Origin of the sequence: Fredinandcohnia onubensis (genome assembly GCF_002734215.1) — a bacterium.
GTDB classification, from domain to species: Bacteria; Bacillota; Bacilli; order Bacillales; family Bacillaceae_L; genus Ferdinandcohnia; species Ferdinandcohnia onubensis.
Window position 1 is genome coordinate 187,079 of sequence record NZ_NSEB01000003.1, and the last position, 17,560, is coordinate 204,638.

Here is a 17,560-nt window from a genome sequence, read left to right on the forward strand (position 1 = left end):
GCTTACTGCGAAGAGGGGGAGATTATAGTGAAGGTGTTAATTGTTGATGACGAGGAGCATGTTCGGGAAGCGATTGAGTACTTGGTGGATTGGGAAAAATTTAAGATTAAGGACCGCTTTTTTGCAGGCAGTGTGGATGAGGCAGAAGAAATTATTAAGGCACATAAACCCGAAATTCTTTTATGTGATATGAAAATGCCTGAAAAAAGTGGAGTTGACCTTATCGAAAGTGTGAAACTGGCTCACCGCGATATGCAAATCATTGTAATTAGTGGTCATGATGATTTTGAGTATATGAGAGCAGTCATTCAAGCGAAGGCAGTGGACTATATCTTAAAACCAATTCGCAAACAGGAGCTAGAAGATGCCATAGAATCAGCAGTGAAAAACTGGAAGGAGTTATCACTATCAAAGGAATGGCTTGAACTCGTAGATCGAGAAAAGTCTGAGATGAAGAAAACTGATGTCATACAGGAAATCAAAACCTACATCGATCATCATTTTAAGGAGAAGATTACGCTTGATTTGCTAGCGAAATCCTTCTATGTGACACCTCAATATATTTCAGGTCGGTTTAAAGAGAAGTTTGGCATGACGGTGATTGATTACGTAACGTCCTTAAAAATTAAAAATGCAAAATACCTTTTACTTGAGACTGATATGCCAGTCATCGAAATAGCCTACGAACTCGGATTCAGTAATGAGAATTATTTTAGTAAGGTGTTTAAAAAATATGAAGGCCTATCCCCGAAAAATTTCAGAGAAAACAAATGAAAGTGAGTACAATGTGACTCACTTTTTATTGTATAAAATATTACCCGTTCACATGAAAATATGACATGTAAGCGCGTGCAAAATAAGGGTAAGATGGACTTGTAACCTAATCAAAGGAGGAACAATTGCAATGAAAAAGAAAGCGTTAGCACTTATGATGATACTTGTTATGCTTGTAGCCGCAGCTTGCGGAACTGGCGAAGATAAAACAGAGAAAGAAAGCACAGGAGGAGAAAAAGAAGGACAAGTAACCCTTAATCTCCTACAATTCAAAACTGAAATCGTTGATCAAGTTAAACAAATGGCTGAGGATTACACAAAAGAAAATCCAAACGTTAAAATCAATGCACAAGTTGTAGACGATTACTCAACATTACGTAAAGCACGTTTTGCATCTGGACAAGGTCCTGATATCTTCTTCGTTCGTGGATACACTGACATGGAAGACTGGCAAGAATATTTAACAGACCTTTCAAACGAACCATGGATTGAACAAGTTTCAGAAGCAGCAAAACCAGGTATGACAATCGATGGAAAAATGTATGGCTTCCCAGTTGGTTTAGAGGGATACGGCTTTATCTATAACAAAGACTTATTTAAACAAGCGGGAATTACAGAAGTTCCAACAACACTTACTGAGTTAAAAGAAGTAAACGAAAAATTAAAAGCAGCTGGAATCAAATCCTTCAGTGAAGGCTACAAAGAAGATTGGGTATTAGGATTACACTTATTTAACCTACCATTCTCTTCTGTAGAAGATCCAGGAGCATTTGCTTCACAGTTAAAATCAGGTGAAACAACTTTAAGTGAAAATCCTTATATGGACAGCTTCTTTGATGTATTAGATATGACAGTAGATTACGGAGAAGGTGTAAATTCAATCGGTATTGACTACACTCGCCAATTATCAAGCTTCACATCAGGTAAATCTGCAATGATGCAACAAGGTGTTTGGACATATGCTTCAATCATGGAAGCAAACCCTGACTTCGACTTCGGTATGTTTGCCATTCCGATGAGCGAAGACCCAGCAGAAACAAGATTACCAGTTGACGTTCCAGCTTACTACGGCGTAAATAAAGACAGCAAGCATGTAGACGAAGCAAAGAAATTCTTAACATGGTTACATGATAATGGACAAAAATATCTAGTGGATTCATTTAACTTTATCCCAGCATTTGACGATGTTGAAGCACCAGAATCATTAGGGCCATTAGCTGCTGACTTATTGAAGTATTCAAAAGACAATCAAACAATGCCGTGGGCAATGAATTACTGGCCATCAGGTCTTGATACAGAATATGCGGCTGCTCTTCAAGCGTATGTTGCAGACCAAGCAACAAAAGAAGAAACGATTGAAGCATTACAAAAAATCGTTGATGAGCGTATGAAAGCTAAGTAAGTAATCAAACAAATCACCTTCTATTCCCGATACTCAAGATTAGAAGGTGATTTCTTATTAGAATGAAGGGGGTTGTAACAGTGAGTTATTCATTAACAAATGAAAGAATGGAAGTTGAGGCTACTGTTAAACCAAAAAAGAACAAATGGAAAAAGACATTAACCTATATCGCGTTTGTCCTTCCAGCTTTATTGTTTTTTACATTAGTGATTGTGATCCCGTTTTCTCAAGCGATTGTGTATTCATTCCAGGATTGGAACGGAATCAGTTCTGAGACAAAATGGGTAGGTTTACAAAACTATATAAATCTATTTTCAGATGCAGGATTTATTTCATCATTGGTTGTAACCATAAAATTCGTACTAGCGATTGTTATTGTTACAAATATTATTGGTTTTTCTTTAGCAATAGTTTTAAATAAAGCATTAAAATCACGAAATATCTTGCGTACCTTTTTCTTTTTACCGAATGTAATAGGTTCTCTTATTATCGGATTCATTTGGCAATTTATTTTTACAGAAGTGTTTGCTCAAGTTTTTGAAAAAACAGGGATTGAAATCTTTGGAATTAACTGGCTTACACTACCAAACTATGCATTTTATGCGTTAGTGCTCGTATTCTCTTGGTCATTCTCAGGATATTTAATGATCATTTATCTAGCAGCTTTACAAGGTGTACCAAAGGAACTTATTGAATCATCCTATATTGATGGGGCAGGTCCATGGGCTAGATTACGCTACGTTGTTGCACCGCTAATTATGCCTGCCATTACAATTTCAACATTCCTATCAGCTTCAGAGGCTTTTAAAATGTTCGATATGAACCTATCGTTAACAAATGGTGGACCTTTTAACACAACTGAAATGCTAGCTCTACAAATCTATCAAGAAGCATTTGTAAATAACCAATATGGATATGGCTCAGCACAGGCTGTTGCATTCTTCGTAATCGTTGCGGGAATAACCCTTGCACAAGTTGCCGTCCTTAAACGAAAAGAGGTTGATTTTTAATGAAGGAGAAATATGGCATAAAGAAATTTGTTGCAGAAATTATCATGATCGCCTTGGCACTTCTTTTTATAAGTCCATTATATCTTGTCATTGTCAACGCGTTTAAGGGTTATGATGAGGTATTAACGTCTACAGCTGCTTTACCTAAAGCATTTAATTTTGATAATTTCGTTACCGTTTGGGAGCAACTCAATTTCCCAGTTGTCTTTATGAACACAGCAATTATTACGGTAGTTAGTGTGGCCGGTATTCTATTAATTAGTTCAATGGCGGCACATCGACTTGTACGTTCACCAGGTAAAGTAAGTAATATTATCTTCTTTCTAATTGTGTCTGCAATGATTATTCCATTCCAGACAATGATGATTCCACTTGTAAAAGTGGCGAGTAATTTTAACATGATTGATAGTATTCCAGGATTAATCTTGATGTATTTTGGATTTGGGGTACCACTAGCAGTCTTCTTATACCATGGCTTTATTAAAGGAATCCCAGTGGAACTTGAGGAAGCGGCAGCTATTGATGGAGCTGGACCATTCCGTACATTCTTCCGAATCGTGTTTCCTTTATTAACACCAATAACTGTAACAATCGGTATTCTGCACACATTATGGATTTGGAATGACTTTTTACTTCCATACTTGATGTTAGGGTCACCTGAAAAACAAACCATTTCACTAGCTTCATATATTTACTTTGGTCAGTATATGACGCAATGGAACTACGCATTAGCAGCATTAACATTAGCAATCATTCCGGTAATTATCTTGTATTTATTCCTGCAACGATTCATTATCGAAGGAATTGCAGCAGGTGCGGTAAAAGGTTAAACCTAACAGCTCATTTGCCCTCAATAGCAGATGAACTTCTATTTCAAAAAAGTGGATTAAAGGGGAGTAATAGAAATGGAACGGAAATGGTGGAAGGAATCAGTCGTTTATCAGGTTTATCCACGAAGCTTTAAAGATAGTAATGGGGACGGTATCGGTGATTTACAGGGGATGATTTCAAAATTAGATTATTTGAAAGAACTGGGGATTGATGTAATTTGGTTATCTCCTGTCTATAAATCACCAAATGATGATAATGGCTATGACATTAGCGACTATCAGGATATTATGGACGAGTTCGGAAATATGGCGGATTGGGAACAACTGATCACAGAAATGCACAATCGCGATATGAAGCTTGTTATGGACCTTGTCGTTAACCATACTTCTGATGAACATCCATGGTTTGTGGAAGCACGAAGCGGTAAGGACAATCCATATCGAGATTATTATGTTTGGAAAAAAGGCAAAGACGGTCAGGAGCCAAATAACTGGGTTTCATTTTTTAGCGGGCCGGCTTGGGAGTATGATGAAAAATCAGACGAGTACTTCTTACACTTATTTTCAAGAAAACAACCAGATTTGAATTGGGAAAATCCGGAAATGCGTCAAGATATCTATAACATGATGACTTGGTGGCTTGAAAAAGGTGTTGATGGATTCCGAATGGATGTCATCAATCTCCTTTCAAAAACCGAGGGATTACCCGATGCAAAAGTAACGACAAATAGCCGCTACCAATGGGGTGGAGAGCACTTTGCAAACGGTCCGAAAATCATGGACTACCTAACTGAAATGAGACAAGAGGTTTTTGATAAATATGATATTATGACCGTTGGTGAAACACAGTTTGTTTCAACTGATGATGCGATTCGTTATACAAATGAGGAAACAGGCGTAATGAGCATGCTTTTTCAATTTGAGCACATGGGAATTGATAAGTCAAAAGCGGGTGGAAATTTAGGTAAATGGAAGATCAACCGTGACTGGAAGCTAACAGAATTAAAGCAAATCATGTCTAGATGGCAAAAGGACTTAGAAGGTAAGGGATGGAATTCTCTTTATCTTGAAAACCATGACCAGCCAAGATCTGTTTCACGCTTTGGTGATACAAAGGAGTATCACAAAGAAAGTGCGAAAATGCTTGCGACTTGGCTCCATATGATGCAAGGGACTCCATTTGTCTATCAAGGACAGGAATTAGGTATGACAAACGTATCCTTCGACTCAATTGATGATTATAAAGATATTGAAATCCATAATTTTTATAAGGATCAAATAGAGCAAGATAATTTTACGAAGGAAGAAATCATGGATGCAATTCATTTCCGTGGGCGTGATAATGCGAGAACCCCAATGCAATGGGATGATTCCGAAAATGCAGGATTCACAACAGGCACTCCGTGGATTAAAGTAAATCCAAATTTCAAAGACATCAATGTTCAAAAAGAAATGGCAGATCAAGATTCCGTTTATCATTACTATAAGAAACTCATTGGTCTTCGTAAAAATAACCCAATTATGGTGTACGGTTCATACGAGTTAATTTTAGAAGAAAATGAACAAATTTACGCATATACACGTACATTAGGAAATGAAACATTACTTGTCATTACAAACTTTACAAAAGAAACACCACTATTTACTCTACCAAAAACGATTCAATACAAATCCAAAGAACTCATAATCAGCAACTACCCAAGAGAATCTAAGGATGAAATTGAAACAATCGAACTAAAACCATATGAAGCAATCGTATACAAACTCTCATAAAAAACGAGTCACTCCGGTGGCTCTTTTTTTGTGGAGAAAGTGTCCAAGTCTGGGACACAGGGACAGGTCCCGCGTCCCACCATATTTTTACAGGGACAAGGGACCTGTCCCTCCGTCCCAATCTAGCAGAATGGTGGTACTCCAGCAGCATTGGAGTAACATCACAAACCAGATATTAGGAGGATGATGGTGCTCCAGCTGAATTGGGTATCATCACTAACCAGATATTAGGAGTTTGGTGGTACTCCAGCGGCATTAGAGTACCATCACAATCCAGATCTTGGGAGTTTGGTGGTATTCCAGCAGCATTGGAGTATTATCACAAACCAGATATTAGGAGGGTGGTGGTATTCCAGCAGCATTGGAGTATTATCACAAACCAGATATTAGGAGGATAATGGCACTCTAGCAGCATTGGAGTATTATCACAAACCAGATATTAGGAGTATGATGGTACTCCAGCCGAATTGGAGTAACATCACAATTCAGATATTAGGAGGATGATAGTATTCCAGCAGCTTTGCAGTGTCGCCACCTTCCTATTAATAGGAGATTAATGGCACCCAAGCTGGTTTGTTTCCCTACGCCCCAATTTTTGACCAAATTTTGATGAAAATATGGCTAAAATGGTAACTCTATTAATTTGTGAAATATTTCACATGACACGAAACTAATCCCGTTGTATGATTGACTTGTAAGAAAGTTTGTTCAGTACTGAGCAAACTAAGTCTTAATCACAAACATATATTTAACAACCTTTTAATGGAGGTCATTGATGATGAAAGCATGGGCTGGTTTTAAAGAAGGAAAATGGCAAAAAGACATTGATGTACGTGACTTCATAATAGAGAACTTTACACCATATAGCGGTGACGATGAATTTTTAGTGGGACCGACTGAAGCGACAAATACGCTGTGGAAGCTTGTAATGGAGTTAACGAAGCAGGAGCGTGAAAAAGGTGGAGTGCTTGATATGGATACAAAAATTGTATCTACGATTACTTCACATGGCCCTGGTTACTTAGATCAGGAGAAAGAAAAGGTGGTTGGATTCCAAACCGATAAACCGTTTAAGCGTTCACTTCAACCGTTTGGTGGGATTAGAATGGCGGTTGATTCTGCGAAATCCTATGGGTTTGAAATAGACCAGGAAATCGTTAAGATTTTTACTGATTATCGAAAAACACATAATCAAGGTGTATTTGATGCTTATACACCAGAAATGAAACTTGCGAGAAAAGCGGGTATTATTACAGGACTACCTGATGCATATGGTCGTGGAAGAATCATCGGAGATTACCGCAGAGTGGCTCTTTATGGGGTCGACCGACTCATTCAAGACAAGAAGAAAGACCTTCTTGAAACCGGAAATGGAACCATGACTGATGACATCATTCGTGATAGAGAAGAGCTTTCAGAACAAATTCGTGCACTACAGGAATTAAAGGAACTAGCTGTCTCTTATGGCTATGACATTTCAGAACCAGCTGCAAATGCGAGGGAAGCATTTCAATGGCTATACTTCGCGTATTTAGCAGCGATAAAAGAACAAAATGGGGCTGCGATGAGTTTAGGCCGTGTGTCCACATTCTTAGATATCTATATTGAAAGAGATTTAGAAAACGGCCTATTAACCGAGCAAGAAGCACAGGAAATTGTCGACCATTTTGTCATGAAACTACGACTTGTTAAGTTTTCAAGAACACCAGATTACAATGAGCTATTCAGTGGTGATCCTACTTGGGTGACAGAATCTCTTGCAGGTGTTGCACTTGATGGACGTCCATTGGTTACGAAAAACTCATTCCGTTTCTTGCATACACTAGACAATCTTGGACCAGCACCTGAACCAAACCTAACTGTACTTTGGTCAGTGAAGTTACCTGAAAACTATAAGAAATACTGCGCAAAAATGTCTATCAAAACAAGCTCCATTCAATATGAAAATGACGACATTATGCGTGAAACGTATGGGGACGACTATGGCATTGCGTGCTGTGTATCTGCGATGACAATTGGAAAGCAAATGCAATTCTTCGGAGCGAGAGCGAACCTAGCGAAAGCTCTAATCTATGCAATCAATGGTGGTATTGATGAAAAGCTGAAGATCCAAGTTGGTCCGTCATACTCACCGATTACTTCAGAGTATCTTGATTATGAGGAGGTTCTAGAAAAATATGATTTAATGCTCGAATGGCTTGCAGGACTTTATGTGAACACATTAAATATCATTCACTACATGCATGATAAATACAGCTATGAACGATTAGAAATGGCATTGCATGACCGTGAAATTTTACGCACGATGGCATGTGGAATCGCGGGGCTATCAGTGGTCGCCGATTCACTAAGTGCAATCAAACATACTAAGGTGAAAACCATTCGTGATGAAAACGGAATTGTTGTAGATTACGAGATTGAAGGAGACTTCCCGAAATACGGAAACAACGATGATCGTGTCGATGACATTGCCGTTGAGCTTGTGAAGCGTTTTATGAATAAGATTAAAAAGCATAAAACATACCGTGACTCTGTTCACACACAATCCATTTTAACCATCACATCTAATGTCGTGTATGGGAAAAAAACAGGCAACACCCCTGATGGCCGTAAAGCTGGGGAACCATTTGCACCTGGTGCAAATCCACTCCATGGCCGTGACACAAAGGGTACACTTGCTTCATTGAGCTCTGTCGCGAAGCTTCCATATGAATATGCTTTAGATGGAATTTCAAATACTTTCTCAATCGTACCGAAGGCTTTAGGAAGAGAGGAAGAAGCGAGAATTAGTAACCTGGCAGGTTTACTTGATGGGTACGTGATGAAAAAAGGTCACCATTTAAATGTGAATGTCTTTGACAGAGAAACATTAATGGATGCAATGGAACATCCTGAGTTATATCCACAATTAACCATACGTGTATCAGGATATGCCGTGAACTTTATCAAACTAACAAGAGAACAACAAATTGATGTTATAAACCGAACATTCCACGAAACCATGTAAGGATGTTAGAAAAGGGAGGACGTTAAGCATGAACGGACGCATTCATTCCATTGAAACCTGTGGGACGGTAGACGGACCAGGACTACGTTATGTTATTTTCACTCAGGGGTGTTTGCTCCGTTGCCAGTTCTGTCATAACCCAGACACATGGAAATTAAATATGGGGAAGGAAATGAGTGTTACAGAAATCATCCATGATATCAAAACCTATCTTCCCTTTTTCCAAGCGTCGGGCGGCGGTGTTACCGTAAGTGGCGGTGAGCCTTTGCTACAACTTGAATTTCTAATCGAGTTGTTTAAAGAATGCAAGAAGCTTGGGATTCACACCACGATTGATAGTTCGGGTGGATGCTTTACACGTGCACCTCATTTTATGGAAAAATTAGAGGAGTTACTGCCACTAACTGACCTGATTTTACTAGACATTAAGGAAATCGACCCAATAAAGCATAAGGAATTAACGGGATTAAGCAATGAACATATTCTGGACTTTGCTCAGTATCTATCAGATAAAAATGTTCCAGTTTGGGTTCGACATGTACTCGTTCCAACGATTAGCGATAATGATGAAGATCTAACGAAGCTATCAGAGTTTATAAAAAATCTAACAAATGTGAAAAAAATTGAAGTCCTCCCATACCACAAACTTGGTATCTACAAATGGGAAAGCCTAGGTCTGGAATACAAACTCAAAGGAGTCGAACCCCCAACCGAACAACGTGTCAAAAACGCAGAAAGAATCCTAGGTTCATAATTCGGCGGGTCACAGGGATAGGTCCCGCGTCCCACCAATATTTTTACAGTCGTCTTAACATAGAAGCAGCAAAAGGAAGTATAAAATCTTCCTCTTGCTGCTTTTTTTGTTAGGCCCTAAACCTAATCCAAAAAGCAGGAGATGTGGTGTTGATAACGAATTGTAGTTGAGGAAAATATTTTTAAATAAGTTGAAACAAATTCGGGGTCGAAACGACTTATTACTGATTGGGGGCGAGGCATTGGAGAATTTGTCGTTCGACATAGAAACTATTTATGATACGTATTACCGGGATGTTTATCATTTTGCACTCTTTTATACGAACAACCGACAAGAAGCAGAAGATATCACACAAGAAACTTTTATTAAAATCATGAAAAACATAGGAAGTCTACAAAATCCAGAAAGATTGAAAACATGGATTTTCTCGATAGCAAAGCATACGGCAATTGATTTAAAACGAAAACAAAAGTTTATTCAATTCTTACCAGACTGGATCTACGAAAAAGAATCAGAAGAAGCTACGCCTGAAAAGATGGCCATCCAAAAGAAGGAATGGGAAGAACTACAAGAAGCGCTCATAAAATTAAAGCCTAATTTTCGGTCCATTATCATTTTACGAGGACTAAAAGAGTTGTCTGTTAAGGAAACCGCTGAAATCATGGGATGCAGTGAAAGGAAGGTACGCGTTGATTACCATAGAGCGATTCAACAAATGAAAAAACATATTCGAGTACACGAGGAAGGGTGGGGGCTAAATGAACAATCGAAATGATGAGAAATGGTTACAGCCATTAAAAAAACGTCCTGACCTTGAACCAAATCCAATTTTTGCAAAACAGCTAAAAGAATCACTAAAGGAAAAACAGACAATAAAAAGAAGAAATTTTTCAGGGCTAAAAATGTGGGTCCCTCTAACAGCGGCAATTATGCTGTTCTCCATCATATCTATGTCCTATGTGACAAGTAATCAAGAACAAAGGCAGCAGCCAGTCGAAACCGAAACCAAGGAAACTACCAATGTAGTGAATCCGGACTTTGATGCACTGTTAGCTGAGAATCCTGCGTATCAACAAATGTATGAATCAGTCTTAAAGGAAACCACATTAGAAAAAGCTAGTAAGCTAGTTGTTAATTTTTTTGAAGCGCTTCATGTTGAAGATAAGGAGTTCCTTAAGAAAAATGTGTTTTTTGTGGCGAATCCGGAAAAGGAAGTTGATGTACTACTTGATTTTTACAAGGGGATTGATGTGAATTCCATAGCTGTTAGCTCGTTTAACGAAAGTCAGGCAGAGCCTAGTGTAGAAATTGTTTTTTCATACAAACAGAATAATGAGGAAAAACTCCATCATATTCATGTCAACTACTGGGAAGAGGCAACAGTGGAAATTTATGCCCCTCTTGACGAGTATGTGCCAGAGGTTAAAAATGATCTCGAGCTTAACGAGGAAGAAAGAGTGGCTTATGAGGAATTCAAGCTTGAACATGACCCTGAGGCAATAAGAACACTAGAACCAATCAGTGTAGCGAAATTATATCTCCAAGCGAATGCGGATGGTGATCAGGAAACTTCATATGCCCTGTACACAACAAGAGAAGAGTTTGTGATGTGGTCGAAAGAGGAAGATAAGAAGTACTGGGAAGAGGAAACAAGAGATCCCGAAAGCTACAAGAAACCATTTTACGGGTTAGGTTCAGGAACGTTTCATCAAACGAACGAGTATCAAGGATATATTTCCTTTCGTACTCAAAATGGAGACATGGGCTTCCAAATGGTAAAAGACGAAAATGGCGTTTGGAAAGTAGCTTTTATGCCCATTCAATAGTCATATAAAAAAATCCAACCTCATTTAGTCGGGAGGTTGGATTTTGACTATTGAAGTCTAAAACCTTCTTCATATAAATAGTCTTCCGCTTCATCATAGGAGCCAAAGGCTTCTTCTAAGTTTAGGCCGGAATATACATTCCACCATTCATCTTCAAATACAAGTAGCAGTGTTTGTCCCTCATCATTAACCCAACGTTCTTCTTGTCCTTCACCAATTATGGCATTTTCTCTCCCTAAAGGGGAATTCGCGGAGAGGGATTGAATCGATTCCTTTACGATTCGTCGTAAATCAGCTTCGGAGAAATCCCGTATATTAATAAATCCCTTAGCATCGACTTCGTAGTTTTGAAGGTTTCCGGCATAAACAAAACCATTACCATTTGGGTGTAGATGCTGTACAACAATCTTCTTTTCGAAGACGCTGTCGTTATAATGAAAATTTACTCTTCCTAAAGATACATTTTTTCGTTCCAATTCTGGGAAAGATTCGATGACCTTAAGTTTTTCCTCGAAAGATAGCATATGCATGTCCTCATTTCTAGTTTTAAAATAATTATTAAATGATTTCCTTCACTCGCCCAACTTGTCCATCCTCTAATCGAACCTTAATCCCATGAGGATGAAAACTAGACTTCGTTAAAATATCTTTTACAATTCCTTTTGTCAGTATACCAGTACGCTGGTCTTTCTTTAACACAATTTGAACCTCAATTCCCGGTACTATATCAGCACGATTCTGCCCATTCATCACAAAAACCCTTCCATCAATTATTTGTCTATCTAGTTTACCCTACATTCGCGTTTGGGACAAAGGGACAGGTCCCGCGTCCCACCATATTCTTCCTGGGACACGGGATCTGTCCCCCTGACCCACGAGAAAGCCCACCAGCCACCCAGCCCAGCCATGACCGAACCCGACACCTTTACCAGCAAAAAAAGATGGCCGGGTGGGCCATCTTTAATATAGCTGTATCGGATGCATTGTTGATTCTAATGGTTTGAACTCGTAGCCTTGTTCTTTTAGATAGTCTAGTAGTTTTGGTAAATGTTCGAGTGTTTCGGGTCTTTCGTGCAGTAGAATGACAATTGGCTGATTCACCCGATTCAATTTAGTTAGCTGTTCAATTACACTATCAACATACCGGCTATCTCGAAATTGCCAATCACGGCTATCAATATTCCAGTCCCACATCTTGTAGCCAGCTGCATCTACCGCGGCCTTATAAGCATCTGTCATGTGTGGAGCACTGCCAAATGGTGTTCGAATGAGGTCTGTTTCAATTCCTGTCAATTCGAAAAGCGTCTGTTGTGTTTGGTCCATTTCGCCAACAACGGATTTCGAAGATTGATAGAATTTATTTTTATCATGTGTGACTCCATGAAGACCGACACTGTGTCCTTTACTCGCCATTTCCTTGACCGCATCAGGATAATTTTTCATATTGTTGTCTAACATAAAAAAAGTTGCTTTCGCATCATATTGATCGAGTAAAGCAAGGATATCCTTTGAAACCTTATGAGGACCATCGTCAAAAGTGAGATAAACAGCCCTTGAAGGTGGGGCAGGTGTTTCCTTTGGTGCTTCCTGTTCTTGATCTTCTTCCTGTTCCTCATCTATTTCGGGAGTGGTTGGTTGCACTGGGTCTGGAGCTGTTTCTTTTGTTGGTTCAGTTGTAGGTGCGGATTCTTCTTCAGTGGGTTTTTCCTCTTCAATATTCCCTTTTGGTTGGTCATCAACTCTAAGATCATCATCTATTGGTTCATTTTTTTCAGGAGGTTCAACAGGTGCAACAACCTCAATTACCGGTTCAGATGCATCTGCTTCTAGAAAAAATTTGGTTTTAAGTAGAAAGAAAGAATACAAGAGTAACAACACAATAAAGCCAAACAACGCAATAATCTTGACAATGTTGCCCTTTTTCATTTTTCTCGCATTCGACATTAAGCATACCTTCTTTGCTGTGATATTCTTCAATATATAAGACGCTTATATTGCAGAAATGTTTCACTTTTATTACGACATTTTTACAAAATTTGTACAGACAAGCCTTATAGTAACATAAGGAAAGGCTTTGAGGAAGAAGAAATTATGGAAAAAAAAGGTTTTTGAGAATCGAATGCTCATAGTCTAATATAATATAGGACAATTTACTTGTTTCAACGATAAAAATAGTTAATAATCCACTTATAACATACTTTTAATGAAGGGGGATTCTCGATTTGAAAATGAGGGTTTCAGCCGTTCAATATCATCTTCACACAATCAGTTCCTTTGATGAATTTGCGGCTCAATGTGAGCATTATATAAAAACTGCAATGGAATTTGACGCAGAATTTATTCTGTTTCCAGAGTTCTTCACTACACAGCTTTTATCCATTGGTAAGGAGGATGGTTCAAGTCTGACTATCGATGATCTACCAAGCTTTACTGAAAGCTACCGTGAGCTTTTTTCAAACCTTGCCAAACAATACAATGTCCACATTATTGGTGGAACACATGTCATCCGAAAGGGAGACCATCTCAACAATGTGGCTCATTTATTTTATCCAGATGGTCGAGTGGGGGAGCAGGCTAAGCTGCATATTACCCCAACGGAAGTGAACGAATGGAATATGACACCTGGAGACGATTTCCAAGTGTTCGATACAGAAAAAGGACGCATTGCGATGTTAACTTGCTATGATATCGAGTTCCCTGAAATTGTACGAATGGCAAAGGCTAAGGGTGCTGATGTAATCTTTTGCCCATCTTGTACAGATGACCGCCACGGCTTCCATCGAGTGCGTTATACAAGCCATGCAAGAGCTGTGGAAAACCAAGTCTATGTTGTCGGAACAGGCACGGTTGGTACGCTACCAACGGTTGATTTTATGCGTGCAAACTTTGGTCAGGCAGCGGTTATTACACCAAACGATATTCCATTCCCACCAAAAGGAATTTTAGTGGAAGGCGAAGTAAACAATGACATGATCGTGACGGCAGACCTTGATTTGGATCTTCTCTCTGAAGTACGTGAAAGAGGTTCGGTTACAACATGGCGTGACCGTAGAACGGACCTATATCCTGATTGGAAATAATCGAAAGAGAGTGAATGAGATGGATTATAAAAGAATAACAAGCATCAACGACCCGTTATTTTTTAAAATGCATGAATTAATGAAAAGTGTGTTTCCTAAAGAGGAAGTTCTAGATTTTGAACTTTGGAAGGAGCCGCTTGAGGACCCAAGTGTTCGTGTTTTCGTTGCGGTGCATGACGATGAGGTCGTTGGGACAACGGAATACCGTTATTATCCAGACTGGAATATTGCGATGACTGATTTTACGATCATCGGTCAACCAGGATTAAGTATCGGTCGCTTTTTAGCACAAAACCGCAGTAAGGATTTACAGGAGTTAGCTGCTGCAAACGGGAAAGAGTTATTCGGAATGTTTGCTGAAATCTACGATCCGTATCAAGTTGCGCACTATGAATTTGGAACAGTCAAGCCAATGGATCCATTCGTGCGCCGTGAGGTTCTGTCTCATCTTGGCTATAAGCGTATAGAGCTCGACTATGTTCACCCATCTTGGAACAATGACGGGGAAGCAGTGAAGGGATTAGATCTATGCTTCATGCCTAGTAATGACCAAGTATCTGAATTACCAAGCCAATTGGTGGTTGATTTCTTAACAACGTATTATACAGTTCTTCCAAACAAACCGGCAGTATGGCTTGAAATGGTGAACAGACTAACGGAAAAAGAAACGGTAAACTTACTTCCATTATAAAAATACAATCCATATTTAAATCTGATTGGTTTAAATATGGATTTTTTTTGTCTGAAAAATGTCTGAAAAACGACATGTGATATAAATCATATTCCAGCAGGGACATAAGGATTTACAATGAAAGTAGAAGCGTATGTTTAGAAGAGTTTTGGCGTGGAGAAGTCAAAAACGCAGGATTGTGACCTTCTGAGCAACCAATATCCGTAAAGCTGGTGATATTGTGATTAGTCAAATTTTAGATGGTTTTAGTTTTCACTCCCAATGGAATGGGGGTATCATCTTTTTTACCTTGATTTTAATTGTCTTATATATGTTCCTTTTACCAACACCAAAAGATCATCCGAAGTATAAATCAATAGCGTTTGCCGGAAGTATGCTGCTGATTCTATTGGCTGTGGGAAGTCCTTTGAATCTTTTAGGACGCATGCTGTTTCGTGCTCACATCATTCAGATTGTTATTGTACTTCTTATTGCAGCACCGTTGATTGTAATTGGACTAAAGACAAATCTGCTTGAAAAAATGCTCCAAAAAAATGGTGTGAAAAAGGTTTATCGTGTTTTAACTAATCCTGTGTTTACAATTGTTCTCTTTCACGGTTTGTTAATTGGATATCACGTACCTGTTATGTTTGACTGGATTCGAACAGGATACTTTACAAACTATTTCTTTTTAATTGGCTTGATAGCAGCTGCCGTCTTACTATGGTGGCCAATCATCGGACCGATCAAAGAGCATGATCAGATGACTCTTAAGAAAAAGCTTATTTATATAGTGGTTAACATTGCATTGTTTTTACCAGTGACCCTGTTTTTATGGCTCGCAGATGATGCGTTGTATTCTGTATATAGTGACACAAGTCAAATGTTGGCGGCACTGGCATTATGTATGCCTCTCGGTGAGGAGATTCCGCCAGATTTATTAGAAACACTACTCCCATATCCACCAGTTGGAGAACAAAAAAACGGAGCCATCATCCTATTTATCACACAAGCACTAATCTTCGGTTTGAGTGCAACATGGTTGTTTATGAAAAAAGGCAGGAAGTAATTTCCTGCCTTTGCTGTTTAATTTAGTTTTCCAATGTAGGCTAATTCTGAAACATCATTTGAGTCAGTAGAACCATCAAGAATTTTGCGGATATCGAGTAAAGTATCCTGTAAACTAATCGATTCACCTTTTTTACCAGTAAAGGCTTCAGCTACATAAAATGGTTGAGTTAAATATGCTTCAAGACGTTCACCACGCTTGTAGGTTTGAACCTCTGTTTCTGGTAGCTTTTCAAGCCCATGCACCGTAACGAGTGAACGAAGCTCGCGGTATCTTCGTAATAGTTTTTTGGCGCGCTGTTGGATTGTGAAATGTGTTTGGTCTAGGTGTGCCCCTTCAAGAACAGAAGAGGTTGAGTATACTGGATTAATGGCAGGGTATTGATGTCTTGCAGTGAGGTCAGCGTCAAATTGCCATAATGTTTCAAGTGGTCCAAATGGAACATCCTCATCTACAACTTCACCTTTTAAGTCCACAAGAACCGTAGTGACAGAGTCAATTCCAATTGAATGTAATTTTTCTTGCAGGGTTTGGATTTCTCCCGTGATCACATGTGATCGGTCCGCTGCAAAAACAATTTCCTTAGTCATCCCAATCTTTGCGATTTCATCGTAGGCTTCTTTAATTGTTTTGACTTGGATTTGAACTTCATCTAAAACATCGTTCACTCCTAGATGATCTCCTTCCGGTAACAGCAATACAGTCGTGAAATCATTGTTACGCAAGCGATGGAATAATTCTGCTAGAACTACAAGTTGCCCCATTCCTGGGCGAGCGACAAGACCAACAGTACCTCCTTTTGCTAACGGAGCAAAGACATCAAGCGTTTTAATCCCAGTTTCAATCATTTCCATTTTCTCCCCTCGAATTAATAATTCATCCAAACTACATTCAGCTAAATCAGCAAGCGCCACAAGTGTGCGTACCTCCGCGCGGCCCACCGGAATTTTTCCAGTACACAGATTAGAGACAGTGGCCGGACGTAATCCTACTGAACGAGCAGCAGTCGTTAAATTGGGTACCCTTCTACGCAGTAAAGAGACATTGAGTCGAATATCTTCCAAAATTTTCACCTCTTGTTACTTTTTAGAGTAATCTAAATTTCGTTTGGATGCAATAGTTATTTTCGCTGTGGCGTAATTTTTTTTACGTTCATGGATTTAGAATGCTAAAATTGATAGAAAAAAATTAAAACTAACGATTGTCCAGTCTTAAGCTAGTTCGCCAGGGTCTCGTGCTTTCGATGAGTGGCCGTCTTTCTCCCCTCAACCTTATAAAGGTGAAAGTAGGAGGTAATCGTACCCTCATATGCCGAAAGCTACCCAAGTGAGGGTACGAATAGGTGGTAATCGTACCCTCAAATGC

16 protein-coding genes are annotated in these 17,560 nt (G+C 39.0%); 12 read left to right on the forward strand and 4 right to left on the reverse strand.

Annotated elements, in window-relative coordinates:
- Positions 1-27: 27 nt before the first annotated feature.
- The 9 genes from CKK03_RS02770 to CKK03_RS02810 all read left to right on the forward strand — a co-directional run bounded on the left by CKK03_RS02770 (position 28) and on the right by CKK03_RS02810 (position 11,376).
- Positions 28-774 (forward strand): response regulator transcription factor, encoded by a 747-nt coding sequence (locus CKK03_RS02770; RefSeq protein WP_099361101.1) that lies wholly within the window; start codon positions 28-30, stop codon positions 772-774.
- 130 nt (positions 775-904) lie between these two features.
- Entirely contained in the window at positions 905-2,176 is a 1,272-nt protein-coding gene (locus CKK03_RS02775) for an ABC transporter substrate-binding protein (protein ID WP_099361102.1), read from the forward strand.
- 80 nt (positions 2,177-2,256) lie between these two features.
- Complete coding sequence (locus tag CKK03_RS02780) at positions 2,257-3,186, forward strand: carbohydrate ABC transporter permease (RefSeq protein ID WP_245863969.1); 930 nt, start codon at positions 2,257-2,259, stop codon at positions 3,184-3,186.
- On the forward strand, positions 3,186-4,016 hold the full coding sequence (locus CKK03_RS02785) for a carbohydrate ABC transporter permease (protein ID WP_099361104.1): 831 nt from the start codon (positions 3,186-3,188) through the stop codon (positions 4,014-4,016). The genes CKK03_RS02780 and CKK03_RS02785 overlap by 1 nt, the downstream gene beginning before the upstream one ends.
- Before the next feature lie 75 nt (positions 4,017-4,091).
- Positions 4,092-5,789: a glycoside hydrolase family 13 protein gene (locus CKK03_RS02790; protein ID WP_099361105.1), complete on the forward strand. Its 1,698-nt coding sequence runs from the start codon at positions 4,092-4,094 to the stop codon at positions 5,787-5,789.
- A gap of 778 nt (positions 5,790-6,567) precedes the next feature.
- A complete protein-coding gene (pflB, locus tag CKK03_RS02795; RefSeq protein WP_180271131.1) occupies positions 6,568-8,796 on the forward strand; it encodes a formate C-acetyltransferase in 2,229 nt (742 codons plus the stop codon).
- Between the two features lie 28 nt (positions 8,797-8,824).
- Complete coding sequence (gene pflA, locus CKK03_RS02800; RefSeq protein ID WP_099361107.1) at positions 8,825-9,550, forward strand: pyruvate formate-lyase-activating protein; 726 nt, start codon at positions 8,825-8,827, stop codon at positions 9,548-9,550.
- A 241-nt stretch (positions 9,551-9,791) separates the two neighbouring features.
- On the forward strand, positions 9,792-10,325 hold the full coding sequence (locus tag CKK03_RS02805; protein WP_245863971.1) for an RNA polymerase sigma factor: 534 nt from the start codon (positions 9,792-9,794) through the stop codon (positions 10,323-10,325).
- Positions 10,309-11,376 carry a hypothetical protein gene (locus tag CKK03_RS02810; RefSeq protein WP_099361108.1) on the forward strand — a complete coding sequence of 356 codons (1,068 nt, stop codon included), beginning with the start codon at positions 10,309-10,311 and terminating at the stop codon, positions 11,374-11,376. The genes CKK03_RS02805 and CKK03_RS02810 overlap by 17 nt, the downstream gene beginning before the upstream one ends.
- A gap of 47 nt (positions 11,377-11,423) precedes the next feature.
- On the opposite strand, the gene CKK03_RS02815 is transcribed toward CKK03_RS02810, so the two are convergent.
- From CKK03_RS02815 to CKK03_RS02825, 3 genes are all read right to left on the reverse strand, one after another.
- A complete protein-coding gene (locus CKK03_RS02815) occupies positions 11,424-11,900 on the reverse strand; it encodes a hypothetical protein (protein WP_099361109.1) in 477 nt (158 codons plus the stop codon).
- A gap of 34 nt (positions 11,901-11,934) precedes the next feature.
- Complete coding sequence (locus CKK03_RS02820; RefSeq protein WP_099361110.1) at positions 11,935-12,126, reverse strand: YwbE family protein; 192 nt, start codon at positions 12,124-12,126, stop codon at positions 11,935-11,937.
- A 210-nt stretch (positions 12,127-12,336) separates the two neighbouring features.
- A complete protein-coding gene (locus CKK03_RS02825) occupies positions 12,337-13,320 on the reverse strand; it encodes a polysaccharide deacetylase family protein (protein WP_099361111.1) in 984 nt (327 codons plus the stop codon).
- A gap of 278 nt (positions 13,321-13,598) precedes the next feature.
- Between CKK03_RS02825 and CKK03_RS02830 the strand changes: the two genes are divergently transcribed.
- From CKK03_RS02830 to CKK03_RS02840, 3 genes are all read left to right on the forward strand, one after another.
- On the forward strand, positions 13,599-14,456 hold the full coding sequence (locus CKK03_RS02830; protein WP_099361112.1) for a carbon-nitrogen hydrolase family protein: 858 nt from the start codon (positions 13,599-13,601) through the stop codon (positions 14,454-14,456).
- A gap of 19 nt (positions 14,457-14,475) precedes the next feature.
- On the forward strand, positions 14,476-15,147 hold the full coding sequence (locus tag CKK03_RS02835) for a GNAT family acetyltransferase (RefSeq protein ID WP_099361113.1): 672 nt from the start codon (positions 14,476-14,478) through the stop codon (positions 15,145-15,147).
- A gap of 220 nt (positions 15,148-15,367) precedes the next feature.
- Positions 15,368-16,195 carry a cytochrome c oxidase assembly protein gene (locus CKK03_RS02840; RefSeq protein WP_099361114.1) on the forward strand — a complete coding sequence of 276 codons (828 nt, stop codon included), beginning with the start codon at positions 15,368-15,370 and terminating at the stop codon, positions 16,193-16,195.
- Between the two features lie 17 nt (positions 16,196-16,212).
- Here CKK03_RS02840 and CKK03_RS02845 read toward each other — a convergent pair whose 3' ends face one another.
- Complete coding sequence (locus CKK03_RS02845; RefSeq protein WP_099361115.1) at positions 16,213-17,259, reverse strand: ATP synthase beta subunit C-terminal domain-containing protein; 1,047 nt, start codon at positions 17,257-17,259, stop codon at positions 16,213-16,215.
- Between the last annotated feature and the right edge of the window lie 301 nt (positions 17,260-17,560).

Bases quoted from the DNA above. Each gene is read 5' to 3' on its own strand.
- CKK03_RS02775 (WP_099361102.1), top strand. From the start codon at position 905: ATGAAAAAGAAAGCGTTAGCACTTATGATGATACTTGTTATGCTTGTA.
- CKK03_RS02785 (WP_099361104.1), top strand. From the start codon at position 3,186: ATGAAGGAGAAATATGGCATAAAGAAATTTGTTGCAGAAATTATCATG.
- CKK03_RS02790 (WP_099361105.1), top strand. From the start codon at position 4,092: ATGGAACGGAAATGGTGGAAGGAATCAGTCGTTTATCAGGTTTATCCA.
- pflB (WP_180271131.1), top strand. From the start codon at position 6,568: ATGAAAGCATGGGCTGGTTTTAAAGAAGGAAAATGGCAAAAAGACATT.
- pflA (WP_099361107.1), top strand. From the start codon at position 8,825: ATGAACGGACGCATTCATTCCATTGAAACCTGTGGGACGGTAGACGGA.
- CKK03_RS02810 (WP_099361108.1), top strand. From the start codon at position 10,309: ATGAACAATCGAAATGATGAGAAATGGTTACAGCCATTAAAAAAACGT.
- CKK03_RS02815 (WP_099361109.1), bottom strand. From the start codon at position 11,900: ATGCTATCTTTCGAGGAAAAACTTAAGGTCATCGAATCTTTCCCAGAA.
- CKK03_RS02820 (WP_099361110.1), bottom strand. From the start codon at position 12,126: ATGAATGGGCAGAATCGTGCTGATATAGTACCGGGAATTGAGGTTCAA.
- CKK03_RS02825 (WP_099361111.1), bottom strand. From the start codon at position 13,320: ATGTCGAATGCGAGAAAAATGAAAAAGGGCAACATTGTCAAGATTATT.
- CKK03_RS02835 (WP_099361113.1), top strand. From the start codon at position 14,476: ATGGATTATAAAAGAATAACAAGCATCAACGACCCGTTATTTTTTAAA.